This is a genomic window from Streptomyces sp. AgN23 (assembly GCF_001598115.1).
Lineage (GTDB): Bacteria > Actinomycetota > Actinomycetes > Streptomycetales > Streptomycetaceae > Streptomyces > Streptomyces antimycoticus.
The window spans coordinates 6,455,453-6,479,566 of sequence record NZ_CP007153.1; the positions used below are offsets into that span (position 1 = coordinate 6,455,453).

At 71.6% G+C, this 24,114-nt stretch carries 22 protein-coding genes, 1 tRNA gene and 1 pseudogene; 9 read left to right on the top strand and 15 right to left on the bottom strand.

What is annotated here, in order from left to right; all coding sequences use genetic code 11:
- Positions 1-170 precede the first annotated feature (170 nt).
- From AS97_RS28115 to AS97_RS28130, 4 genes and pseudogenes are all read right to left on the bottom strand, one after another.
- Positions 171-1,148, bottom strand: a complete 978-nt coding sequence (locus tag AS97_RS28115) for a ribose-phosphate diphosphokinase (protein WP_059144717.1) — start codon at positions 1,146-1,148, stop codon at positions 171-173.
- 70 nt (positions 1,149-1,218) lie between these two features.
- Positions 1,219-2,676 (bottom strand): bifunctional UDP-N-acetylglucosamine diphosphorylase/glucosamine-1-phosphate N-acetyltransferase GlmU, encoded by a 1,458-nt coding sequence (gene glmU, locus AS97_RS28120; RefSeq protein WP_079059420.1) that lies wholly within the window; start codon positions 2,674-2,676, stop codon positions 1,219-1,221.
- Positions 2,677-2,792: 116 nt separating this feature from the next.
- A tRNA-Gln gene (locus AS97_RS28125) sits at positions 2,793-2,864 on the bottom strand.
- 29 nt (positions 2,865-2,893) lie between these two features.
- A pseudogene (locus AS97_RS28130) lies at positions 2,894-3,657 on the bottom strand (hypothetical protein).
- Between the two features lie 189 nt (positions 3,658-3,846).
- Between AS97_RS28130 and AS97_RS28135 the strand changes: the two are divergent.
- A complete protein-coding gene (locus AS97_RS28135) occupies positions 3,847-5,439 on the top strand; it encodes a histidine kinase (RefSeq protein ID WP_210565869.1) in 1,593 nt (530 codons plus the stop codon).
- Positions 5,440-5,475: 36 nt separating this feature from the next.
- Here AS97_RS28135 and AS97_RS28140 read toward each other — a convergent pair whose 3' ends face one another.
- Both AS97_RS28140 and AS97_RS28145 read right to left on the bottom strand, forming a co-directional pair.
- On the bottom strand, positions 5,476-6,039 hold the full coding sequence (locus AS97_RS28140) for an SUKH-3 domain-containing protein (protein WP_247204516.1): 564 nt from the start codon (positions 6,037-6,039) through the stop codon (positions 5,476-5,478).
- On the bottom strand, positions 6,036-6,557 hold the full coding sequence (locus tag AS97_RS28145) for a YwqJ-related putative deaminase (RefSeq protein WP_059144714.1): 522 nt from the start codon (positions 6,555-6,557) through the stop codon (positions 6,036-6,038). The genes AS97_RS28140 and AS97_RS28145 overlap by 4 nt, the downstream gene beginning before the upstream one ends.
- Positions 6,558-6,753: 196 nt before the next feature.
- Here AS97_RS28145 and AS97_RS28150 point away from each other — a divergent pair, with 196 nt between their 5' ends.
- From AS97_RS28150 to AS97_RS28160, 3 genes are all read left to right on the top strand, one after another.
- On the top strand, positions 6,754-7,731 hold the full coding sequence (locus tag AS97_RS28150; RefSeq protein ID WP_059144713.1) for an HNH endonuclease: 978 nt from the start codon (positions 6,754-6,756) through the stop codon (positions 7,729-7,731).
- Positions 7,732-7,736: 5 nt separating this feature from the next.
- Complete coding sequence (locus tag AS97_RS28155; protein WP_210565870.1) at positions 7,737-10,892, top strand: SUKH-4 family immunity protein; 3,156 nt, start codon at positions 7,737-7,739, stop codon at positions 10,890-10,892.
- 210 nt (positions 10,893-11,102) lie between these two features.
- On the top strand, positions 11,103-12,026 hold the full coding sequence (locus AS97_RS28160; protein WP_059144711.1) for a hypothetical protein: 924 nt from the start codon (positions 11,103-11,105) through the stop codon (positions 12,024-12,026).
- An 83-nt stretch (positions 12,027-12,109) separates the two neighbouring features.
- Here AS97_RS28160 and AS97_RS28165 read toward each other — a convergent pair whose 3' ends face one another.
- Positions 12,110-13,672, bottom strand: a complete 1,563-nt coding sequence (locus AS97_RS28165; RefSeq protein WP_247204831.1) for an MFS transporter — start codon at positions 13,670-13,672, stop codon at positions 12,110-12,112.
- Between the two features lie 468 nt (positions 13,673-14,140).
- Between AS97_RS28165 and AS97_RS28170 the strand changes: the two genes are divergently transcribed.
- The 4 genes from AS97_RS28170 to AS97_RS28185 all read left to right on the top strand — a co-directional run bounded on the left by AS97_RS28170 (position 14,141) and on the right by AS97_RS28185 (position 19,245).
- On the top strand, positions 14,141-14,929 hold the full coding sequence (locus tag AS97_RS28170; protein ID WP_059144709.1) for an ABC transporter ATP-binding protein: 789 nt from the start codon (positions 14,141-14,143) through the stop codon (positions 14,927-14,929).
- Positions 14,926-17,496, top strand: a complete 2,571-nt coding sequence (locus AS97_RS28175) for an FtsX-like permease family protein (RefSeq protein WP_059144708.1) — start codon at positions 14,926-14,928, stop codon at positions 17,494-17,496. The genes AS97_RS28170 and AS97_RS28175 overlap by 4 nt, the downstream gene beginning before the upstream one ends.
- Before the next feature lie 255 nt (positions 17,497-17,751).
- Positions 17,752-18,738, top strand: coding sequence for an aldo/keto reductase (locus AS97_RS28180; protein ID WP_125759802.1), 987 nt, complete (start codon positions 17,752-17,754; stop codon positions 18,736-18,738).
- A gap of 108 nt (positions 18,739-18,846) precedes the next feature.
- Positions 18,847-19,245 (top strand): VOC family protein, encoded by a 399-nt coding sequence (locus tag AS97_RS28185; RefSeq protein WP_059144706.1) that lies wholly within the window; start codon positions 18,847-18,849, stop codon positions 19,243-19,245.
- Between the two features lie 122 nt (positions 19,246-19,367).
- Here the strand turns inward: AS97_RS28185 and AS97_RS28190 are convergent, their stop codons facing one another.
- On the bottom strand, positions 19,368-20,363 hold the full coding sequence (locus AS97_RS28190) for a DNA-3-methyladenine glycosylase (RefSeq protein WP_125759803.1): 996 nt from the start codon (positions 20,361-20,363) through the stop codon (positions 19,368-19,370).
- A gap of 2 nt (positions 20,364-20,365) precedes the next feature.
- Complete coding sequence (locus AS97_RS28195) at positions 20,366-20,737, bottom strand: VOC family protein (RefSeq protein WP_059144704.1); 372 nt, start codon at positions 20,735-20,737, stop codon at positions 20,366-20,368.
- An 81-nt stretch (positions 20,738-20,818) separates the two neighbouring features.
- Between AS97_RS28195 and AS97_RS28200 the strand changes: the two genes are divergently transcribed.
- Positions 20,819-21,280, top strand: coding sequence for a MarR family transcriptional regulator (locus AS97_RS28200; RefSeq protein WP_059144703.1), 462 nt, complete (start codon positions 20,819-20,821; stop codon positions 21,278-21,280).
- Positions 21,281-21,287: 7 nt separating this feature from the next.
- Here the strand turns inward: AS97_RS28200 and AS97_RS28205 are convergent, their stop codons facing one another.
- Genes AS97_RS28205 through AS97_RS28230 form a run of 6 tightly spaced genes read right to left on the bottom strand, consistent with a single transcriptional unit; the run spans position 21,288 to position 24,097 of the window.
- The gene (locus tag AS97_RS28205; protein WP_059144702.1) at positions 21,288-21,584 is read right to left on the bottom strand and encodes a gas vesicle protein K; all 297 of its coding nucleotides are present in this window, start codon (positions 21,582-21,584) and stop codon (positions 21,288-21,290) included.
- Complete coding sequence (locus AS97_RS28210; protein WP_059144772.1) at positions 21,581-21,814, bottom strand: gas vesicle protein; 234 nt, start codon at positions 21,812-21,814, stop codon at positions 21,581-21,583. Before AS97_RS28210 ends, AS97_RS28205 begins: the two co-directional genes overlap by 4 nt.
- A gap of 59 nt (positions 21,815-21,873) precedes the next feature.
- Entirely contained in the window at positions 21,874-22,734 is an 861-nt protein-coding gene (locus tag AS97_RS28215) for a GvpL/GvpF family gas vesicle protein (RefSeq protein ID WP_210565872.1), read from the bottom strand.
- Positions 22,731-23,105: a gas vesicle protein gene (locus AS97_RS28220; RefSeq protein ID WP_059144700.1), complete on the bottom strand. Its 375-nt coding sequence runs from the start codon at positions 23,103-23,105 to the stop codon at positions 22,731-22,733. Before AS97_RS28220 ends, AS97_RS28215 begins: the two co-directional genes overlap by 4 nt.
- A complete protein-coding gene (locus AS97_RS28225) occupies positions 23,098-23,367 on the bottom strand; it encodes a gas vesicle protein GvpG (protein WP_086705797.1) in 270 nt (89 codons plus the stop codon). Before AS97_RS28225 ends, AS97_RS28220 begins: the two co-directional genes overlap by 8 nt.
- A gap of 1 nt (position 23,368) precedes the next feature.
- Positions 23,369-24,097, bottom strand: coding sequence for a GvpL/GvpF family gas vesicle protein (locus tag AS97_RS28230; protein ID WP_059144698.1), 729 nt, complete (start codon positions 24,095-24,097; stop codon positions 23,369-23,371).
- Positions 24,098-24,114 lie beyond the last annotated feature (17 nt).

Genomic DNA, 24,114 nt, shown 5'->3' on the forward strand with positions numbered 1-24,114 from the left:
GTGGGCGTCACCCGGCCCACGACAGACCTTGCTACGAAGAGCGCGTCGATAACGGACAGCCGCGATCAAACGCGGCCTCCCTCGCCGAGCAACCCGGCAATTCTACCAACGGATGAGGCCACCCCCGTACGGGAGTGGCCTCCAGACCCGGGCAGAGCAGGTTAAGCCGCTCACGCCTGCTCCTCGAACAGGCTGGTCACCGAGCCATCCTCGAAGACCTCCTGCACCGCGCGAGCAATCGTCGGAGCCATCGACAACACCGTCACCTTGTCCAGCTCCACCTCGCTCGGAGTCGGCAACGTATTGGTGAACACGAACTCACTGACCTTCGAGTTCTTCAACCGGTCCGCCGCCGGACCCGACAGCACACCATGCGTGGCCGTCACGATCACGTCCTCCGCGCCATTCGCGAACAGCGCCTCCGCCGCCGCGCAGATCGTGCCACCCGTGTCGATCATGTCGTCGACCAGCACACACACCCGGCCCTCCACATCACCGACCACCTCATGCACCGTGACCTGATTCGCCACATCCGGATCCCGCCGCTTGTGCACGATCGCCAGCGGCGCGCCCAGCCGGTCGCACCAGCGGTCCGCCACCCGCACCCGGCCGGCGTCCGGCGACACCACGGTCAGCTTGGACCGGTCGACCTTCGCACCCACATAGTCCGCGAGCACCGGCAGCGCGAAGAGATGGTCCACCGGACCGTCGAAGAAACCCTGGATCTGATCCGTGTGCAGATCGACCGTGAGAATCCGGTCGGCCCCCGCCGTCTTCAGCATGTCGGCGATCAGCCGCGCCGAGATGGGCTCACGGCCACGGTGCTTCTTGTCCTGACGGGCATAGCCGTAGAACGGAACGATCACCGTGATCGAGCGCGCGGAAGCCCGCTTCAGCGCATCGACCATGATGAGCTGCTCCATGATCCACTTATTGATCGGAGTCGTGTGGCTCTGGATCAAAAAGCAGTCGGCACCGCGCGCCGACTCCTGGAAACGTACGTAGATCTCGCCGTTGGCGAAGTCGAATGCCTTGGTCGGGACCAAGCTGACGCCCAGCTCATGGGCGACCTCCTCGGCCAGCTCGGGGTGGGCGCGGCCGGAGAAGAGCATCAGCTTCTTCTCGCCGGTCGTCTTGATCCCGGTCACAACAAGTCTCCTTGGATGTCGCTTTGGTGCACTTTCACCGTACGCCCCGCACGACGTACCTGTGCACATGTCACTGCTGGCCCTCGTCCTCCCGACGAGCGGCCTCGGCGGCCTGTGCCGCGGCACTTCCGGGGCGCTTGCGGGCGACCCAGCCCTCGATGTTCCGCTGCTGTCCGCGTGCGACGGCGAGCGAGCCCGGGGGCACATCCTTGGTGATGACCGATCCGGCGGCGGTGTAAGCGCCGTCCCCGATCGTGACGGGAGCCACGAGCATGTTGTCGGCCCCGGTCCGGCAGTGGCTGCCGATGGTGGTGTGGTGCTTGTTCACACCGTCGTAGTTCACGAAGACGCTCGCCGCACCGATATTGGTCTGGTCACCGATCGTCGCATCGCCCACATAGGACAGATGCGGCACCTTGGTGCCTTCGCCGATCGTGGCGTTCTTCATCTCCACATACGTACCCGCCTTGGCCTTCGCACCCAGCCGGGTCCCCGGACGCAGATACGCGTACGGCCCCACGCTCGCCCCCGCGCCGACCACCGCGCCATCCGCGACCGTGAACGCCACCACCGCCCCCGCGCCGACCGTGGTGTCGGTGAGCCGGGAATTCGGCCCCACCTCGGCATTCGCGGCCAGGTGAGTGGCCCCCAGCAACTGGGTACCGGGGTGCACCAGCGCATCCGGCTCGAAAGTGACGGTCACATCGATCCAGGTGGTGGCCGGATCGACGACGGTCACCCCGCTCAGCATCGCGCGCTCCAGCAGCCGGTCGTTCAGCAGCCGGCGCGCCTCCGCCAACTGCACACGGTTGTTGATCCCGACGATCTCGCGGTGGTCGGCCGCCACACACGCGCCCACCCGATGCCCGGCCTCGCGCAGAATGCCCAGCACGTCGGTGAGGTACTCCTCACCCTGGCTGTTGTCGGTGCGCACCTTGCCGAGGGCGTCGGTGAGCAACTGCGCGTCGAAGGCGAAGACCCCGGAGTTGATCTCACGGATGGCGCGCTGTGTGTCGGTCGCGTCCTTGTGCTCCACGATCGCGGTGACGGCGCCGCTCGCGTCGTCCCGCACGATCCGTCCGTAACCCGTGGCGTCGGGGACCTCGGCGCTCAGCACGGTCACGGCGTTCCCGTCGCCGGAGTGCGCCGCGGCGAGCCGCTGGAGCGTTTCGCCGGTCAGCAGCGGCGTGTCACCGCAGACGACGATCACGGTGCCGTCGAGGGCGACCCCGCTGTCGGACAGCTCCTCCAGACCCATCCGGACGGCGTGCCCGGTGCCGTTCTGCTCATGCTGGACGGCGGTGCGCACCTCGGCGTCGATCTCGGCCAGATGCGCGGAGACCTGCTCCCGGGCGTGGCCGACCACGACGACGAGATGCTCGGGCGAGAGCTCACGGGAGGCGGCTACGACGTGCCCGACGAGGGAGCGGCCGCAGAGGGCGTGCAGAACCTTCGGGGTCGCCGATTTCATGCGGGTGCCCTCACCCGCTGCGAGGACGACGACGGCTGCCGGGCGGTTGGCGCTCACGGGTGTGCCCTTCGGCTTCGGGGGTGGACACCCGCAGGATACCGAGAGGTTTCCGGGCGGAAAGGAAGGAGGGTCCCGAGCCGGACGGTCAGGACCCGGGAAAACGGAATATAAAGCTCCCCTGCCAGGACTCGAACCTGGAACAAAGCATCCAAAGTGCCACGTGTTGCCGATTACACCACAGGGGATGGCAAAAGGTGCCAAATCGGACAACCTGCTAGATCGTCGACCTGGCCCCCACCACTATGCCGTACCACCAGCCTTCGATGCGACGGTATAGGTCGGCCCCTTTGAGGGTGCGGACCACGAGGCACCCTCGGTAGTGCTCGCCGACGTTCTTCCGGACGGTCTTGGGGTTGTGCTTCTTCAGGGTGGTCTTCTCGAAGGTGTCGACGTCCACGCCGACCAGGCTCGCCCAGTAGCGTTCCGCGTCGGCGACCTGGGCGGACTCGTGGATCATCACTCGGTAGCGGAGCCGCTCCGGCTCGACCCCGAGCAGGCTGAGCCATGCGAGATAGGTCTGGATCATGTCGGGGTCGCTGTTGATGAAGACGACGGTTTCGCTGCGGCGAGCTTCGTCCGCTGCCGCTCGATCTCCCGCTGCCGCAGCGTCGCCTCCCACCCCCGCTGGGCGATCGCCGACGCCTCCTCCCGGGTGCGCGGCGGCCGGTCCGGTTTCGGTAGGTCGCGGACCCAGAGCGAGATGGAGCTCTTGGAGCAGCCGAGCTCCAGCTGGATCCTGTCGTATGTCATCCCCCGTAGCCGCATCTCGCGCGCCCTGGCCCGGAGGTCGTCCTTGGCGTTGGGGCGCCTGGTCCACTCGGGTGGCGGCTCGCCCTCCAGGAGGCGGTTCAGGATGTCGTTGTTGCTGACCTTCAGCCGGTCGCGGATCTGTCTGCGGCTCATCCCCTCTTTCCGTAACGCGATCGCCCGTTCTCTCAGTTCTTCGAACGTGGTCGACCCGTCGAGGAGGCCGCCCATGCTGTCGCCGTCGCGGCGCCGTGGTGCGTTCATGGCCACAGGGTCGTTCGACATCCGGACGCGCCGGGTCGAAAACGTGGGCGATTCATTCGTTCGAGTTAAATGGGAGGTTTTGCCTGATGTTCGAGTCTCTTATGCGCCGCCGTGTCCCCGGGAAAAGCGCTGGCGCCCGGCCGTAGGCTGGTCGCTATGAGTTCGACGGGGGAAGAGGCGACGGGCACACGGGGCGTACCCGTGGGGCCGTGGTGGTGGTCGCGGCGGCGGAGTATGGGGCTCGATGTCCTGCTCGCCGTGGCGTCGGCGGTGGAGTGTGCCGTAGAGGGTGTCTCTTTCGCGCATGATGCCCGGATTCCGGTTGTTGTCGGGGTGCTGATCGGGGTGGTCGTCGGGGCCACGCTGGTGGTGCGGCGGCGCTGGGCGATCGCCGTGGTGCTGATATCGATCGCCATCACGCCCGCCGAGATGGGTCTGCTGCTCGGTGTCGTGTCGCTGTACACGCTGGCGTCGTCCGAGGTGCCGCGCCGGATCACGGCGTTGCTGGCCGGGATGGCGGCGGTGGGGAGCTTCCTCGTCACGGTGATCGGCGTTCGGCGGGACAATCCGCAGAGTGGTCTGGGGACCTCCGTGTGGGAGGCCCCGATGTTCGCCATGGTGCTCACGTTGGGGCTGACCGCTCCGCCGGTGCTGTTGGGGTTGTATGTCCGGGCGCGGCGGCGGCTGGTGGAGAGTCTGCGGGAGCGGGCGGACGGTCTGGAGCGGGAGCTGTCGCTGCTGGCGGAGCGGGCGGAGGAGCGGGCCGAGTGGGCGCGTAATGAGGAGCGGACCCGGATCGCGCGGGAAATGCATGACGTGGTGGCGCACCGGGTGAGTTTGATGGTGGTGCATGCGGCGGCGTTGCAGGCGGTGGCGCTCAAGGATCCGGAGAAGGCGTCGAAGAATGCGGCGCTGGTGGGCGATATGGGGCGGCAGGCGCTGACGGAGTTGCGGCAGATGTTGGGGGTGTTGCGGTCGGAGGATGGTCTGCGGGCTCCGGGTGCTGCTTCGGCCGCCGCGTCGGGGCCGGTGTCCGCTGCCGGGGATCGGGCCGCCGATGTGGCCGGGTCTTCTGTCGATGTCGATGGTTCGTCCGCGGCTGCTGCCGAGGAGCGGCCGCTGGCGTCGGTGGCGGTCGCGGCTTCGGCGGCTGCGGAGGCCGCGGGGGCGGCCGGGAGGGATGTGGGGGCGCTCGGGGGGCCGCGGCTGGCGGAGCTGGAGGCGCTGGTGGGGCAGTCCCGGGCGGCCGGGATGGCGGTGGAGCTGTCGGTGGAGGGTGAGAGGCGGCGGTATGCGGCTTCGGTGGAGCAGGCGGCGTATCGGGTGGTGCAGGAGGCGTTGACCAACGTCCATAAGCATGCTCCGGGCGCGAGTGCCCGGGTTCGGGTGGCGCATCGTTCGGCCGAGATCGCGGTTCAGGTGGAGAACGGGCCGTCGGAGCGGGGTGCGGCGGATGCCGGGCTGCCGAGTGGGGGGAATGGGCTGGTCGGGATGCGGGAGCGGGTGTCGACGCTCGGTGGGGGTTTTGTGTCGGGGGCTACGGAGGCGGGTGGCTTCCGTGTGTCGGCGGTCATTCCGGACGGCACGGACGGCACGGACGGCACGGACGGCGCGGATGACGCGGATCACACCGATAGCGTGGATGAGAAGGATCACACGGGCGGCGGGGATCGGCTGGAGGGCCGTCCGGTGGACGGCACGGCGGCCGAGGGTCGCGGCGGGGGCGTGGAGCGGGCGCAGCGCGCCTAGTGCCCGCGGCCTGCTGGACGGCGCGTGGTGCGCGGGTTATGCGCGGGCCAGTCTGGCCGGGAGTGCGCCGGTGACGAGGGTGCTGAGGGCGGCGTCGAGGGTGGGGCCGAGGTACCAGTCTCCGGTGTGGTCGAGGCTGTAGACCCGGCCTTCCGCGTCGATGGTCAGCAGTGCCTGGCCGTCGGATTCTTCGCCCAGTGGGCAGATCTCGGTTTCGAGGGCGTGGCCCAGGTCGCCGAGGGTGCGGGCGAGGTGGAGGCCGTGCAGGGGGTCGATGCGGAAGGGGGTGGGGGCGATTTCGCGGCCCGTGCCGGGTGGCTGGATGTGGAGTCCGCCGAATTCCGCCCATGCTTCGACGGCGGCCGGGAAGACGGTGTGGCGGTGGCCTGCGGGGGAGGTGTGGGCGCGGAGGGTGTCGGCCCAGACTTCGGCGCGGTGCATGTCCCAGCGGCCGGGTTGCCAGCCGGCGTCGCGGAGGGCGGCGTCGACGGCGACGGAGAAGCGGGTGACGTCCAGGCGGTCGATGGGCTGTCGGGCCGGGCGGGTCGGCGGTGTCTGCGCCGCCCTCGGGGCCTGTGGTGCCTGATGTGCCTGGTTCATGTGGTCTCACCCACCGTCCGTACGCCGAAGTGGGCCAGTAGTGCGGCGCAGGACAGGCAGGGCGGGGCGTAGCTGCCGTGCTGGGGGTCGCCGGCCTCGCGGATTCTGCGGGTGGTGAGCTTGGCGTGTTTGAGGGAGCGGCGGGCTTCACCCTGGGTGAGCGGTTTGCGGGAGGCGCGCTTGGAGCGGCCTGCTTCGACGTTGGCCAGGTGGCGGGAGAGCAGGATCGCTTCGGGGCAGCGGCCGGTGAAACGTTCGCGCTGGCCGCTGGCGAGTGCGTCGAGGAATTCCTGGACCAGTGGGTGGAGTGTCGGCGGCTGTTCGGCCTTGCCTCCGGTGCAGGTCAGCGTCTCGCCGCGGACGGACAGCGCGGCCGCGACGGCGGGCAGGATGCCGTCGCGGCGCCGGTTGAGCGGCGGTGGTCCGGCGTCGGGGTCGACGCTGCTCCATCTCAGCCGCGGGTCGCCGGCCGCGAGAGCGGCGCCGTCGCCGCCTCCGTTGCTCTGCGTGATGTGCATGTGGTGGATCCCTCCCTGTGCAATCCCCCGGTTGCAATGATCAGATTGCCAAATGCCGTGGGCGCTGCGGTAGTCCGGGCCTGAACGACCTGGTGGGGGCGGAGGCTGTCATGAGGGGGGATGGCCGCCCGGTTCGGCCGGTTGCGTCACCGCATAGGCTGTGCCCAGTAGCCAGCATCAGCAGGGGGCAACCGCCATGACGACAGGTCGGCTCGGGCAGCATGCCGCGCCACCGAACACGGCCTACGCCGGGCAGGTCGTGCACTTCCCGGATCCCGTCCGGGCCGCGCGCCACCCCAAGGGCGTCCGAGTGGACGAACACGGCTTTCCGGACTTTTCGCCGTATGCGCGTGCGGCCGCCGAAATCGCCGAGCCCCCGGAGGGGTTCGGCGTCGACGAGCTGCGGCTGACGGACTATGTCTCGGCGAACGCGGCGCTGCACGCCACCGGCCATGAGCTGTGGAACGGGGCGTCGGCGGTGGCCACACCGCACGGCTGGACCTGGCACCACGTGGTCGGCACCCGCCGGATGGAGCTGGTTCCGGTCGAGGTCAAGGCGCTGCTGCGGCATCACGGTGGGCTTGCGACGGCGCAGGTCGACCAGGAGAAGCGGGGCACTCGCCCGCTGCAGGAGACCCGGCCGATCCATGTGGGCCTGCCGCTGAGGGGCATTTCGGTCACCGAGGAGCAGGTGCTCGGTGTCGAAGAGGATCTGGGCTATCGGCTGCCCGAGGCGTACCGCTCCTTCCTCAAGGCGGCGGGCGGCTGCGCACCGGTCGGCACGGCGCTGGATCCGGAGCTGGGGCTGCTGATCGACCAGCCGTTCTTCACGGTGCGCGACGAGGCGGCGGTCAACGACCTCGTCTATATCAACAAGTGTCTGCGGGATCACTTCACCAAGGACTATCTGGGCGTGGGCTTCGTCCAGGGCGGTGTGATCGCGGTCAAGGTGAAGGGTGACGCGATCGGCTCGGTGTGGTTCTGCGCGTATGACGACGCGCGGGACCGTGACGGCTGGACGGTCCAGGAGCGGGTGGGGCGGCTGTTGCTGCCGTGCGGCGACGACTTCGACGCCTTCCTGCTCCGGCTGGCGGGCAATCCGCCGGAGCTGGAGACCGTGGCGAACCTGATGGTGGACGGTGGATTCGCGTACGCCGTCCCGGTGGAGGGGTGAGCGCGATGGTGACCTTCGCACAGGCGCAGGAGCGCGCGGAACTCTGGATCAACGGCGATGTGCCGGCTTATCAGCAGCGCGAGGCGCGGGTCCGGGAGTTCGATCTGGGCTTTGTGGTCTGGGCCGAGGACCGGGCGGACGGGCCGGTCTCGGGCCGGGGGGCCGAGGGCACGCGGATGGTGATCGCCCGCGACAGCGGCGAGACCACGCTGTGGCCGGGGCTTCCGGTGGGTGAGGTGATCCGCCGTTACGAGGAGCGGTACGGCACGACGGACGGCTCGCGTGACGAGTCCACCACTGGCCGGCAGCAGCGCATCGACTTGAACGCGACGTCCTTCCTGCTCACTCCGCCGGAGTGGTTGCAGGAGGCGGCGGACGCGATGAGCAGCCGGCCCGAGGCGTCGGCGGACCTTCCCGGGCAGCGGCCGGGGGCGGAGCCGGGCGGGGGCGCGCCCGATGCCGCCGCGCCGGTGTCGGCTCCTTCCGCCCCTTCCGCCCCTTCCGTTTCTCCTGCCCCTTCCGCCGCTTCGGCTGCTTTGCCTCCGCAGGGCGAGTGGCCGTCGGCCGGTGGGCCCGGGGCCGGGCCCGGGGTGTCGGCACCCCGGATCTCGGGCGAGGACGACTGGCCGTCGGACGGCGGGTCGCGGAGCGCCGCGCCGGGTGCGCCGCCTGTTCCGGGTCCGCCTGCCGCGCCTGGGCCCGTTCCGCCCGGACCTGTTCCGGGTGCGCCTGCTCCCGGCGGGCCTGTTCCGGATGCGCCGCAGGGGCGGGGCGGGGCCGTGGACGACTGGCCGTCCGACGGTGTCGCGCGCCCGCTCGCGGCCGGCTCGCAGCAGGACGCCCGGTCCGGCTCCGGTGCCCCGTCCGGCGGTGAGGGCCGGCAGGACGCGCCGCCCGCGCCCGGTGGGGCGAGCCCGTGGGCGCCGCCCGTGCCGGACGCCGGTACGCCCTCCACGGGGGGCCAGGCAGGCAACGCGGCCACGCCCGGCGACAGTACGCCGTGGGCCGGTACGGACATCAAGGGCGACGACGACCGCTCGGTCGCCCCGCCCGCCACGGTCTTCGCGCCGCCGCTCGCGGGCTCCGACGACGAGGACACTCCGCCGCCGGGTGTACGGCCCGACGCCAAGACCGAGTTGATGTCCGGTGGCAGTTCGCTGCCGCCCACGGCCATCGCCCCGTCCCTCGACTTCCCGGAGCGGCAGGGCGGCCCCGGTGCCGGTCCGGGTGCCGGTGCCGACCCGGGCGATATCGCGGACGCCGCCACCCGCAAGGCGGGCGGCGGTGCGATGCCTCCGTCGCCCGGTGCGCCGGGGACGCCCGGTGCCCGGCCGGGTGCGGACTCCACGCCGCCGCCCGCGCCGTCCGGGCCCGGTGCCCCCGGTGCTCCGGCCGGGGGGTACGTACCGACGCAGCTGGTCTCGCAGCTCGGCCCCGACGGCCCCGGTGGCGGCCCGCAGCCGCCCGGTCCTCCTGGTCCGCCCGGCCCTCCCGGTGCGCCCGGTGGTCAGGGTGGTGGGCAGACGCCGCCTCCGCCGGGTGCGCCCGGTACGGCCGGCGGTGGGGTGCACGCCGCCGCGACGATGCTCGCGGGGGGTCCGGGTGTGCCCGGCGGCCAGACGCCGCCCCCGGGTGCCCCGCAGCCGCCTGGTCCGCCTGGCCCTCCCGGCCCCCCTGGCCCCCCCGGGGTCCCTGGTGCCGGGCAAACGCCCCCTGGTGGGCACGGTGGTGGGCAGACGCCGCCTCCGCCGGGTGCGCCCGGTACGCCCGGTGGTGGGGTGCACGCCGCCGCGACGATGCTCGCGAGCGGTGGTCAGACCCCGCCCCCCGGCGCTCCGGGCCAGGGTGCCCCATCCGGCCCGCAGCCGCCCGGCCCACCCGGTGTCCCCGGTGCGGGTGGTCCGCAGACGCCGCCGCCCCCGCCGGGCGCGGGCGGGCCGCCGTATCCCGGTGGACCGGGCGCGCCGGGCGCTCCCGGTATGCCTCCGCCCGCCGGTGCCCCGGCCCAGGGCCTGGCCCCGCCACCGGGTATGCCCGCTCCAGGGATGCCCGCCCCCGGCACACCCGCGCCGGGCACGCCTGCCCCAGGGATGCCCGCCCCGGGTACGCCCGCTCCCGGCACGCCCGTGCCGGGTATGGGGTCGCAGCCCGGCTATGCGTATCCGCCGCCGCCCCCCGGTCAGCCGACCGTGGGTCCGGGCTATATGGCGGTGCTGCGCTACCGCGCGCAGGACGGTTCGGAGCAGCAGCTGATCCGCCGTTCGGCGCCCGGTACCCCGCATCCGGAGTGGCAGATCCTGCATGAGCTGCGGGCGATGAACGTGCCGCCGCAGCAGGTGCTGGAGCTGCACACCGAGTTGGAGTCCTGTGATCTGCCGGGTGGTTACTGCGCCCGGATGATCCGGGAGAGCTGGCCGCAGGTGCGGATCAGCCACACCGCTCCGTACGGCCGTGATCACGCGACCCGGCAGCAGGGTGTGCGTCATCTGCTGGAGCACCAGGGCGAGCTGCACCAGGTGGCGGACGGCCCGGCCCGTCCGGCGCCGAACCGGGTGCCGCTGCCGCATCCCAGCCAGGTGCAGCCGATTCCGCCGGTGCCGCCGGAGGGGCTGGCGCATGAGCTGGGCCAGGCGTTCGGGCCGCAGGGCATCGTCCGCTTCGACCAGCGCGCGGTGTCGCGGATGGGCGTTCCGGAGGTGGTGGCGCAGACGCTGGTGTGGGCGGGGCTGCCGCTGGACTTCGGTCCGTTCTTCTGGGCGCAGGCGCAGGCGGGCCGTCCGGTGCCGACGCTGGCGGAGCTGGCGGCGGAGCGCGGGGTGCAGCCCGCGTCGGACGCGGGTTCGTACCTGGTCATGGGGAATGACTTCGGCCGGCAGCTGTGTGTGCAGTACGGCACGGCGAACATCGTGGCGGTGCCGCTGGAGGCGACGCCCCAGCCGGCGCCGCCGCAGTTCGTGAACACCGGGCTGCCGGAGTTTGTGCGCTGCATGGCGCTGCTGGGCCGGATGTGGCGGCTGCGCTACGGGCTGACGCCGGACCAGGCGGGCCGGTGGACGGTGGACTTCCAGGCGCAGCTCGCGGGTCTGGATCCGGCGGCGTTGTCGGCTCCGGACCATTGGTGGGCGGTGCTGCTGGAGCAGATGTGGGACGGTCTGTTGTAGGTCCGTCCGCGCGGTGGTGACCCGCGCACCGTACGAACGGCGATCGAGGCGCCCGACCCCCGTGACGGGGGCGGGCGCCTCGTCGTTGTTGTCACCGGCGGCGGTCCCGGCCGGAGATATGGGCGGAGTGTCGCGTTATGGGGGATGAGAGGCCATCTATAAAGATGTGCGCCGAAGCGCGTTGCATACCGGACAAAAGGGGTTCCAAGGATGGGCGCATCGGTGTCACGTCAGGGCTTCACCATCGTCGGCGGACGGGGCCGTGGCTACCGGCCCGCGCAGGTCGACCACTATGTGGCGGAGCTGTCCGAAGCGCGGGACGCGGCGTGGGAGCGCGCCGCGCGCCTCACCGTGCTGGCCAATGAGCTGACCGCCGAGGCGGAGCGGCTGCGCGAGGTGATCGCTCAACTGGCCCCCCAGACCTATGAGTCGCTCGGCGACCGGGCCCAGCTCATCCTCATGGCGGCCGAGGAGGAGGTCGTCTGTCTGCGGGCGGCGGCCGAGGCGTCGGCGCAGGAGGAGTGGGAGGCGGCGCAGGTGGTGGCCCGTACGGTGCGGGACGCCGCCCGTGACGAGGCCGAGCTGGTCCGCGAGGCAGCCGAGGTGGCGGCGCGCGCCACGTTGGAGTCGGCCCAGGTGGATGTGGACGAGCTGCGGGCCGTCTCGCGTCAGGACGCCAAGGAGTGGCGGACCCAGGCGCTGGCGGAGCTGAAGGAGATGCGGCAGCGCGCCGCCGGGATCCTGGCCGAGCAGGAGCGGGAGCACGCCGAGCGGTGGGAGGCGGCGGGCCGTGAACTGGCCGAGCGGGACAACGCGATGACGGCCCGGCTGGCCCAGCTGGAGGAGTACGCCCAGGCGACGCTCGCCGACGCCAAGCGGGAGTTCGGGATGGCAGAGCAGGCCGCGCGGCTGCGGCAGGAGGACGCGCAGGCGCAGGCGGCGGAGATCATCGCGCAGGCGCGGGCCCGCGAGGAGCGCCTGGCGCGGGAGACGGAGCGGACGCTGCGCGAGCATGTGGAGCGGCGTGAGGAGCTCAAGGCGCATCTGGAGCATGTGCGCGGCAGCCTGGCGGCGCTGACCGGGAAGCCGGTGGCGGCGGAGGACGCGGCGGCGGCGCCGCGCCCCGAGTCCTGAACGCGCCGCCGGGGCGCGAGCATGCGAGCGCCCACGGGGGAGCGGATCGGCGTCCGGTCCCGGCTCCGTCCAGTCCGCCCCTGTCAGGATTCCGTCTCGGCCTCGGCCTCGGTGCGGACCGGGAAGCGGCGCGGGGCGAGGAACACCAGAACCAGCAGCGCCAGCAGGGCGGCGGTCGCCGAGCCCAGGTAGACGTGGTCGACGGCGGTGTCCACGGCCCGCCGCAGATAGTCGGCAGCCTGGTCGGTGAGGGCGCCGGGGTGCTCCAGGGCGCGGGAGACCGAGTCCAGGCCGTCGGGCAGCCCCGGCCGGATGGCGTCGGGGGCTTCGGTGAGCCGGGAGGCGAGGGTCGCGTTGGCGACGGCCCCGAAGAGTGCCGCCCCGAGGCTCTGGCCGACCTGGCGGCAGAAGAGGATCGAGGCGGTGGCGGTGCCGCGCTCGGCCCATTCGACGGACGACTGCACCCCGATGATCAGCGGCAGTTGGAAGAGCCCGAGGGCGCCCCCGAGCAGCAGCATGATCAGCGCGGGCTGCCAGGCGGCACCGGGGTAGGGGAGGAGGGGGAAGGCGGCCAGGATCAGTGTGGCGGCGGCCATGCCGGTGATGGCGCAGCGCCGGAAGCCGACGCGGTTGTAGACGCGGCTGCTGAGCGCGGCCGCGATCGGCCAGCTCAGGGTCATCGTGGAGAGCACGAAACCGGCCGGTATCGGTCCGAGGCCCAGCACCGACTGGGCGTAGGTGGGCAGAAAGACGGTCGGGGCGATCATCAGCAGGCCGAGCGCGGCGAACGCGAGGTTGACCGCCGAGATGGTGCGGCGGCGCCAGACCCAGCCGGGGATGATCGGTTCGGCGGCGCGCCGTTCGATCCATACGGTGGCCGCGCCGCAGAAGGCGGCGCCGCCGAGCATGGTCAGGGACGGGGCGGACAGCCAGTCCCAGGCCACCCCGCCCTGGACGAGGGCGGTCAGCAGCAGTCCGCCGGTGAGGAAGACGCCGAGCGCCCCGGCCCAGTCGATCCTGGGGCGGCCCTCCCGGTGCCGTCGCGGTTCGTGCAGATGGCGGGTGATGAGGAGGAATGCCAGGGCGCCGATCGGCAGGTTGATGAGGAAGATCCAGCGCCAGTCGGCGTATCCGGCGAGCAGTCCGCCGATCGCGGGGCCCGCGACGGAGGAGAGCGCCCAGACGGAGGAGAGCCGGGCCTGGATCTTCGGGCGCTCCTTGAGCGGGTAGAGGTCGGCGGCGACGACCTGGATGGTGCCCTGGAGTGCCCCGCCGCCCAGCCCCTGGACGATCCGGAAGGCGATGAGGGAGGCCATGTTCCAGGCGGTGGCGCACAGCAGTGAGCCGATGAGGAAGACCACGACGCCCGCGAGCAGGATGGGTTTGCGGCCGAAGGTGTCGGAGAGCTTTCCGTACAGCGGCAGGGAGACGGTGACGGCGAGCAGATAGCCGGAGAAGAGCCAGGAGAAGACGGAGAAGCCGCCGAGGTCGCCGACGATCTGCGGTACGGCGGTGGAGATGATGGTCGAGTCGAGTGCGGCCAGCGCCATGCCGAGCATGAGGGCGGCGGCGACGGGGCGGCGGCCGCGGGGGGTGGGGGCGCCGGGGTGCGGCTGGGGTGCGGGTGGCCTCGGGTCAGCGTCCATCGGCCGTCGCGCGGTGCCGCCCACGGTGGCGCGCTCCCTTCGCCGGTACGCGCCGGCACGTGTCCCTGATGTTCGTACGCGGGACTCCCGTACGCACGATTCTTGTACGACCCACGATTCCATGGCGGGACAGGCTGGGGGAAGAACGCATCCGGGCTGTCCAGAAGGCCCGGGTTGAGCGTGACGTGGCGGAAGGGTGGAGTATTTACCCCGAGTCCGGGTCAGTCTCAGGACTCACTCCCCTAGGGGATGCCCACCCTGTACTCCTACTCCCGGTTCGTCCGGGCGGATGAGGAGCCGGTCGTCCCGGCTTCATAGGGTTGCTACGGGCTGCGCGACCGAGGGGGTGGGGCTAGCCCTACCGCTGAGAGGGAGTCCTTCCCCATCGCGGAGGTTCCCGGATCACGGCAATCTTGATGCCGTGATCGGGGAGCGACATCGCCGATCAATTACTGAAGGAGAACGAGCGTGACAACGGCTGTATCGATTCCCAGGACCGGGGGCAGCGGAGGACATACGGCCGTCGCCGCCCGTGCACGTCAGGTGCTCAAGGCGTATGGCTCGGGGGAAACCCGGGTGGTCGCGCTGGACCATGTGGACGTGGACATCGCCCGTGGGCAGTACACCGCGATCATGGGCCCGTCCGGCTCCGGCAAGTCGACCCTGATGCACTGCCTGGCCGGTCTGGACACCGTCAGCTCCGGGCAGATCTTCATCGACGAGACCGAGATCACCGGGCTGAAGGACAAGAAGCTCACCAAGCTGCGCCGGGACCGGATCGGCTTCATCTTCCAGGCGTTCAACCTGCTGCCGACGCTCACCGCGATCGAGAACATCACGCTGCCGATGGACATCGCGGGCCGTAAGCCCGACCGGGCCTGGCTGGACCGGGTGGTGGAGACCGTGGGCCTGGCCGGCCGGCTCAAGCACCGTCCGAACCAGCTCTCCGGCGGTCAGCAGCAGCGCGTCGCCGTGGCCCGCGCCCTCGCCGCCCGTCCCGAGATCATCTTCGGTGACGAACCCACCGGAAACCTGGACTCGCGGGCCGGTGCCGAGGTGCTGGGCTTCCTCAAGCGGTCGGTGGACGAGCTGGGCCAGACCATCGTGATGGTCACCCATGACCCGGTCGCCGCCTCCTACGCCAACCGTGTGCTGTACCTGGCCGACGGCCGGATCGTCGACGAGATGTACAACCCGACGGCCGAGCTGGTCCTGGAGCGCATGAAGCACTTCGACGCGCGGGGACGGGTGTCATGACCGTCCTCAAGACCTCACTGCGCAACTTCGTCGCCCACAAGGGGCGGATGGCGCTGTCCGCGATCGCCGTGCTGCTGTCGGTGGCGTTCGTCTGCGGCACGCTCGTCTTCACCGACACCACCAACGCCACGTTCGACAAGCTCTTCGCGAGCACCGCCTCCGATGTCACGGTCAGCCCGAAGGGCGCCGGCGACGACGACACCCGGCAGGGCCGGATCCGCTCGCTGCCCGGTTCGGAGCTGGCGCGGCTGAAGCAGGTGGACGGCGTCAAGTCGGTGATCGGCGACGCCACCAGCCAGTCGATCACCGCCGCCGACCGGAACGACAACAGCATCGGCTCGGACTCCGGCGCCCCGACCATCGGCACCAACTGGGACCCGACCGAGACGCGCTCGGTCCAGATCACCTCCGGTCACGCGCCGCGCGGCCCGACCGAGGTGATGGTCGACGCCGACACCGCGAAGAACAAGAAGCTGAAGCTGGGCGACGAGATGCGGATCATCGCCATCCCCGGCGAGTTCCGCGCGAAGATCGTCGGCATCGCCACGTTCCAGGTGACCAACCCCGGCGCCACGCTGGTCTTCATGGACACCGACACCGCGCAGCGCAAGCTGCTCGGCGCTCCCGGGGTGTACTCCAGCTACCTGCTCACCGCCCAGCCGGGCGTCAGCCACGACCAGCTCAAGAAGAGTGTGGTGGCCGACCTCGGCACCGGTGTGAAGGTGCAGACGAAGGCCGAGTCCAGCAAGGAGGCCGAGGACGACATCGGCTCGTTCCTGGACGTCATGAAGTACGCGATGCTCGGCTTCGCCGGGATCGCCGTCCTGGTCGGGATCTTCCTGATCGTCAACACCTTCTCGATGCTGGTCGCCCAGCGCACCCGTGAGATCGGCCTGATGCGGGCCATCGGCTCCAGCCGGAAGCAGATCAACCGGTCGGTGCTGATCGAGGCGCTGCTGCTGGGCATCGTCGGCTCGATCCTCGGTGTCCTCGGCGGCGTCGGCCTCGCGGTCGGCCTGATGAAGATCATGGGCAGCGCGGGTCTGCATCTGAGCACCGACCAGCTGACGGTGAAGCCCACCACGCCCATCATCGGCATCGGTATCGGCGTCGTCGTCACCGTCATCGCGGCCTACATCCCCGCCCGCCGGGCCGGGAAGATCTCCCCGATGGCGGCCCTGCGCGACGCGGGCACCCCGGCGGACAGCAGGGCCGGCTGGATCCGCGGTGTCATCGGCACCCTGCTCACCGCGGGTGGCGCGGCCGCCCTGGTGGTCGCGGGGAACGCGGACAAGGCGGTCGACGGCTCGATGTTCCTGGGCCTCGGCGTGGTGCTGACGCTCATCGGCTTCATCGTCATCGGCCCGCTGCTGGCCGGTCTGGTGGTCCGCGCACTGGCCACCGTCGTCCTGCGGATCTTCGGCCCGGTCGGCCGGCTGGCCGAGCGCAACGCGCTGCGCAACCCGCGGCGCACCGGCGCCACCGGCGCGGCCCTGATGATCGGCCTGGCGCTGGTCGCCTGTCTGTCGGTGGTGGGCTCCTCGATGGTCGCCTCGGCCACCGATGAGCTGGACAAGTCGGTGGGCGCGGACTTCATCATCCAGTCCGACATGGGCCAGCCGATCACCGAGGGGATCGAGAAGTCGGTGCGCCAGGCCAAGGGCCTGAAGCACATCAGCGAGGCCAAGAACATCGACGGCGCCAAGCTCACCCTGCCGGACGGCAAGACGGTCACCAAGGACCTTTCGGCCGCCAGCCCGACGTACGCGGAGGACCTGCGCACCCCGGTTGTCGAGGGTGATCTGGCCGCCGCGTACGGCAAGGACGCCATGTCGGTGCCGGAGGGCTTCGCCAAGGACCACAAGGTGAGGAAGGGCGACACGCTGACCGTCGCCTTCAAGGAGGGCCGGACCGCCAAGCTCACCGTCGCCGCGATCACCTCGGACGACGTCAGCCTCGACAAGGGCGCGCTGTACCTCAACATCGCCACCGTCGAGAACTATGTGCCCGCCAAGCTGATCCCGGCGGACGTCATGATGCTGGCGCAGGCCAAGGACGGCCAGGAGGACGCGGCGTACGCATCCCTCAAGGCCCAGCTGCACCACTACCCGTCGGTGAAGGTGCGCGACCAGACCGACTACAAGCAGGAGGTCAAGGACCAGGTCGGTCAGCTGCTCAACCTGGTCTACGGGCTGCTGGCGCTGGCGATCATCGTCGCCGTCCTCGGTGTGGTGAACACTCTGGCCCTGTCGGTGGTCGAGCGGACCCGTGAGATCGGCCTGATGCGCGCCATCGGCCTCTCCCGCCGCCAGATGCGCCGCATGATCCGGCTGGAGTCCGTGGTCATCGCGCTCTTCGGCGCGCTGCTGGGGCTGGGTCTCGGCATGGGCTGGGGAACCACGGCCCAGAAGCTGCTGGCGCTGGAGGGTCTGAAGACCCTGGAGATCCCGTGGCCGACGATCATCACGGTCTTCATCGGCTCGGCCGTGGTGGGTCTGATCGCGGCGCTGGTCCCGGCCTTCCGGGCGGCGCGGATGAACGTGCTGAACGCGATCGCCACGGAATAGCCGAAGCCAACGGGGGAAATGGGCCCGCTGCCCTTCCATGGGGGGAGGGGCAGAAGGCCGACCGGCCCGGTGTGCGACGGGGGAGCGCACCGGGCCGGTCTTTTCTGTGTGAACGATGCCTCCAGAGGCCCGGCATTCGGCCTGGGTGAGCGGGGCGGGGAACGCGCCGGGCCGCTCGGCCGCCGATCCGGTGGTTTGACGTGGAGTGCGCTCCAACTCCTAGCGTGAAGGTCACGACCACGAGGGAGGTACCCGATGTCCGCACTGCCCACCCGCCACCTGGGCGCACTGACCGTCGCGGCCCAGGGCCTGGGCTGCATGGGAATGAGCCATGGCTACGGCGCCTCGGACGACGCCCAGTCGATCGCCACGCTCCACCGCGCGCTCGACCTCGGCGTCACGCTGCTGGACACCTCCGACTTCTACGGCTCCGGGCACAACGAGGAACTGCTCGGCCGGGCCCTGGCCGGACGCCGGGAACAGGCGGTCCTGGCCACCAAGTTCGGCTTCGCCAACCGGCTGGGGGAGCCGACCGCGATCCGGGGCGACGCCGCCTACATCCGCCAGGCGTGTGACGCGTCGCTGCGGCGGCTCGGCGTCGACCACATCGACCTGTACTACCAGCACCGCGTGGACCCCGACGTCCCCATCGAGGAGACCGTCGGCGCGATGGCCGAGCTGGTCCGGGCGGGCAAGGTGCGCCATCTCGGCCTGTCCGAGGCGGGCGCGGACACCATCCGCCGCGCCCACGCGGTGCACCCCATCGCGGCGCTGCAGAGCGAATGGTCGCTGTGGACGCGGGACCTGGAGCACGAGATCGCCCCGGTCTGCCGCCAGCTCGGCATCGGCCTCGTCCCCTTCTCCCCGCTCGGCCGCGGCTTCCTCACCGGCCGCTACACCTCGACCGAGGGCCTGCCGGAGGGCGATATGCGCCGCACCCAGCCCCGCTTCGCCGACGGCAACCTCGAGAAGAACCTGGCCATCGTCGGGAAGCTGAACGAACTGGCCGCCGAGAGGGGCGTCACCGCGGGACAGCTCGCCCTCGCCTGGGTGCAGCACCGCGGCGACGACGTAGTCCCCATCCCGGGCACCCGGCGCCAGAAGTACCTGGAGGAGAACCTGACCGCCGCCACCCTCGAACTCTCGCCCGAGGAACTGGCCGCGATCGACGCCGCCGCCCCGGCCGACCAGGTCGCCGGCACCCGCTACGACGAGAAGAACCTCACCTTCGTCAACCGCTGACCGCCACGGTGGTTCATCGGGCGCGCGGGCCGATCGGCGGGCGACCGATGAGTTTCGCGGTGCCTCGGGGTCTCAGGTGGTGAACGCATTACCTCAAGGGAGATCACCATGACCGAGACCGCGCAAGGCACCCGGCTCGCCGAGGTGGGCCGGGTTGCCGTCACCGTCGCCGATCAGGACCGGGCGCTGGAGTTCTATGTGGGCACGCTCGGCTTCGAGAAGCGTGCCGACATCCCCTTCGGCGACGGCCACCGCTGGATCGAGGTGGGCCCGGCGGGCGCCCCGACCGGGATCGCGCTCGTCCTGCCGCGCGAGGGCGGCCAGGGGCCGGGCTACGACACCGGCATCATCCTCACCTCCGAGGACATCGACGCCGACCACGCGACGCTGCGCTCGCGCGGCGTCGACACCGACCCGGAGGTCCAGCGCTGGGGCGCCCCGGTGCCGCCGATGTTCAGCTTCCGGGACGGGGACGGCAATGCGCTGATGGTCGTCGAGAACGGCTGACCGCAATCGGGCGGGAGCCGGTTGCCGAGGGCCGGTTACCGAGGGCCGGTTGTCGAGGGCCGGTGGTGAGCCGGTGGAAGAGCCGGTCCGCGACGGGGGGGCGGACCGGCTCTTCCGTGCGGCTACGACGCGTGGCGGCCCATGAGCTCGGCACGGACGCGCAGCAGGAGCCCGACCCAGCTGCGGTAGGGCCGCCAGCCGTCGGCGATCCCGGCCAGCCGGCTGATGTCGCCGGAGACGGCCTCGTCGAGGCCGTACGCGGTGGCGAGGGCCGCGTGCAGTCGCGGTTCGTGGCGCGGGAAGACATCGGGGTGCCCGGCGCCGCGGATGAGGATGAGCTCGGCGGAGAACGGGCCGATGCCGGGAAGGGTGCGCAGCGCCGCGAGAGCGTCGTCCACCGGCAGCGCGCGCAGTCGTGCGGCGTCGAGTTCCCCCGTGTCGGCCGCCTCAGCCAGCGCGTGCAGCCGCTCCATCTTCACCTCGGTCAGCCCGGGGACCCGGGTGATCGCGCGCAGCACCGGCGGGGTGGGGAAGGCGTGCAGGGTCCGGCCCGCGATCTGGACCCGCCGTCCGTACCGCTCGGCGAGGCGGGCCTTGATGGCGGCGGCCTGGGTCATACGGATGCGGTGGCCGATGACCGCCCATACGGCGGCTTCGTAGGGGGAGTGGAAGCACACCGGCCGAAGGCCCGGGAATTCCGCCATGAGCCCGGCCGCCACGGGGTCGGCGGCGAGTCCGGGGAAGCCGCTTCCGTCGACGTCGAGCGAGAGGATGCGGGCGAGCTGGGCCCGGACGGCGGCGTCGGGCCAGGACGGCTCCCCGGGGGATACGGGCCCGGGCCCGGCGGACGCGGGGACCGCCGGGAAGCCGTCCGGGTCGCCGTCCGGTTCGCCGGTATAGACGGTGAACTCGACGTGTACCGTGCCCGCTCCACCGTCCGCCGTCCCCTCCTGCCGCACCGCGGCCGCCACCGTCGAGTGGCCGTCGTCGGCGGGAAAGGCCAGGCGGAGCACCTCGTCCGCCGTGCCCGAATAGCTCGCCGGGGTGAAGCCCTCCAAGAAGCGGACGCTCGCCGCCAGCGAGAAGGGACCGGCCGGGGTGAGGGAGACGGCGGTCACGATCAGCCTCCGTGCGCGGTGATGGCGTAGCCCTCGGGGCCGATGAAGGTGAACGTCAGGCCGAAGGGGCTCTCCTGCGGCGGGGCGACGATCGGCACCCCGGCGTCGGCGAGCTGGTCGTGCAGCGCCTGGGCGTCCGTGGTGCGGAACCACAGGGCGACGCCGAGACCGGGCCGTGCGACGTCGTCGAGGTCCACGCCCGGCAGCGGCTCGCGGACGGCGAACGCGATCGGCTGGGTGGTGAACACCACGGCGCCGGGAGGCGATGCCGGGGCCCGCCGCAGTCCGAGGTGCTTTTCGCAGAAGGCGGCCGCCGCCTCGACATCGCGTACCTGCAGGGCGATGAAGTCGGGGCCGTCAAGGGTGGCGGTCATGGGTCCTCCTCAGGTTTTGATGTCAGGCTTTTGACATTCCCGGACTGTACGCACGCCTCCCTCCTATGTCAAAATCCTGACATGGAAGATCGGACTCCCGTGGCCCCGCCGCACCCCGCTCACGACGTCACCGAACATGTGGGATACCGCCTCAAGCGCGCCGCCGCGGCGCTGCGCGGCGCCATGGACAAGGCGCTGCGCGAACGCGGTCTGACGGTGCCGCAGTACGCCTGCCTGGAACTCCTCGACCAGCGGCCCGGCCTGTCCAACGCCGAACTCGCCCGGGGCGCCTTCGTCACCCGGCAGTCCATGAACGTCGTCCTGCGCGGCCTCCAGGACGCGGACCTGATCTCCCGGCCCGCCACCACCGACCACGGCCGCGCCCTCCCCGCCCACCTCACCGAGGCCGGCCGTGAACGGCTCGACGCGGCCCGGTCCGCCGTCTACGCCATCGAACGGACGATGGTCGACGCCTTCCCGCAACGCCGCCTGGCCGCCCTCCTCGCCGACCTCGACCGCATGGCGGAAGCCCTCGGCGGCTGAATCCGCATCAGTCGCGGGGGAGCAGGGTGCCCAGGGGGCCGAGGTCCAGGTTGAGGTCCTCCGGTGTCAGTCCGTGCTGGTCACACAGCTCCGCCATGCGCTGGTCGAGCAGCATCAGCGTGGTGCCGATGCGCTCGACCTGGCCGTCGGTGAGGCCCCCCGCGTCGATGCGGCGGATGGCCTGGCGTTCCATCAGCTGGCGGAGGAGTTCGACGACGGTCAGCACGAGGGCCGCCAGGTCGCGGCCGACCGAGTCACGGTCGATGTCGAGGTGGGTGGAGGGCGGGGGCGTCAAGGGGCTCATAGCGGGCCGCTGTCGGTCCAGGGGGCCGGGACCCGCTCGTTGACCGAAGAGAGCAGGGCGTGCAGGGAGAGGCGGACGAGGGGGACCTCGGCGATCGCGATGACGAGGTCGCCGGTGATGACGACACCGGTGGCGAGCACCCGGTCCAGGAGGTCCACGAGGGGAACGCCGAGCGGTCCGAGGGCCTCGGCGGGGGTGGTTCCCCACGCGGGTGCCTCTTTCCGGGCGATGTCGGCGGGGGCCGCTTCCCATGCCGCTTTCGCCGGGGCGGCGTCCCAGGCGGCCCTGGTCATGAGGGCGTCCTTCCGCTGGTGCGTCTCTCGGCGGCGGTCCCTCCGTCGGTGAGTCCCCCGTCGGCGATCCCTCCGTCGGCGAAGGAGTAGGGCGCCCACGGCCCGGAGAGTTCGATCTGGAGGTCCGTCTCGTCGCGGCGCAACGACGCGAGGGCGGCATGTAGTTCGCGCTCCCGGCCCAGGTCGAGGAGGTAGGCCGCGTTCAGCACCTGGGTACGGTGCTTTCCGGTCACCTCGACGCCGTGCGGGCGCAGCCGGCGCGCGGCGACGGCGAGGCTCCGGACGGCGCTGTCCACCCGCTCGGCGGCCCGCAGCGTCAGGGTGTGGTGCTGTTCGCGACTCCGCTGCCGGGTACGGACGCGGTCCAGATAGGCGCGGCCGCTGGCCGGACCGTTCGCCGGACCGTCCGCCGGGGCGGCTTCCGGGGCGGGCGGCGGCGGTCCCGCCGGGGCGTAGACCTTGACGCCCCATTCGGCCCGGCCCGCGATCCGGTCCAGCGCGGTCAGGAGGGACGTCTCCCGCTCGCCCAGCGCCTCGCGGGCCCGGTCGTCGTCGAGATAGAGGGTGGCCAGCGGCAGCGGAACGGTGGGGGCCAGCGCCGACGCCGCCGTGATCACCGTGTGGTGGGCGCGGGCGCAGCGTTCCAGCTCATCGCGGTCGGACAGCCGCCGCCGCAGCGCCTCCTCGCCGAACCCGGCGGCGGGCACGTTCTGGACCACGGCGGTGAGCGGGCCCGCCGTGAGCGTGCGTACGGAGGCGCCGGTGTCGAGCCCGGGGAGCGCGGTCAACGCCGTGAGGGCGCCGCCGCGGCAGACCGCGAAGGCGTAGGTGAGGGTGGGGGCCTCGGGCGGGGTCATCTGTCCGCGCCCTCCTCCGCGACCGTGGCGCCGACCGCGCTGAGCTGCTCATCGGAATCCATGCGCGATTCCAGGGCGTGGAGCCGTTCGCGCAGTTCCGCGTTCTCCTGGGCGAGGGCGTCCTTCGCGGCGCGCGAGGAGAGGGCGGGATCGGTTTCCCACCAGTCGATTCCGGCCTTGCGGGCGGTGTCCACGGAGGAGATGAACAACCGCAGCCGGATGGTGAGCAGTTCGATGTCCAGCAGGTCGATCTTGATGTCTCCGGCGATCACGATGCCCTTGTCCAGGACGCGTTCGAGGATCTCGGCGAGGTCGGAGGGGTGCCGGTCGGCGGTCACGGAAGGGGGGTACACCAGATCGCGGTCAGTCATGGCGGCTCACCCTCGCCCTTCCTCCCGGGCTCCGGCCGCCCGAGCGCTCCAGCAGATCCAGCAGCCGATCCTCCTCCCGGTCGAACTCCTCGGGGCCGATCGCCCCCGACTCCAGGGCCTCGTTCAGCGCGGCCAGCCGGGCGCGCAGCACCGACGGATGGCACAGCTCCTCCTCCGCGACGTCCCGTACGCGCTCCGCGATCCACACCACCCCGCGCACCGGTGCCAGCGGGAAGAGGGCGACCTGGCTCAGCACCCCCATGTCAGGCCCGGCCTTCCGCGAAGCTGTAGCAGGGCAGCGGTCCGGTGAGCCGCAGCTCGACCCGGTCGCGGTGGCCGGCCGCGAAGCGCTCCACCACGCCGTGGAACCGCCGCTCCTCGCGCCGGTCCAGCAGGAAGGAGACGTTGAGCACGCATCCCTCGACCTCCGGGCCGTGCACCTTGGCGTCCGCCACGGCGGAGAGCTCCGCGAGCACCGCGGCCGCGGCGGCGGCCGCCCTGCGCCCCAGCCCGCGCGCCACGGCCTCGCCGAGCCGCACGCTGGCCTCGTACCCCGGGGCCCTGCGGGCGGCGGTGCGCAACCGGCTCACCTCGGGGTCCTCCCGTACCAGCGAACTCAGGTCGGCCTCGGTGGGCAGCGCCTTGAGGTTCATCTCGACCCGGCCGTCGACGCGTTCGAGCGCGGCCAGGCAGTCGTTCTGGGACGACAGCAACTGCTGCCGCACCGACTCCTCGTCGGGGGCGATCATCCCGAAGCGCATCGGCAGCACCGGCCCGTCCGCCGCCAGCGTCAGGGCGAGGTCCTGGTGGGCGAGGAGATCGCGCCGCTTGGCGCGCAGCCGGGCGGGAGCGTCGCTGATCACCGCGGCCAGCGCTCCGGCCCGGAGGGTACGGACCGGGACGGGCCGCTCGCCCACTCCGGTGCGGCCGGGCGGCACCGCGTGGGAGGCGCGGACGACGCCGTAGACGTACACGCTCCGGGGCGCGGTCATGGATCAGTCCTCCTCGG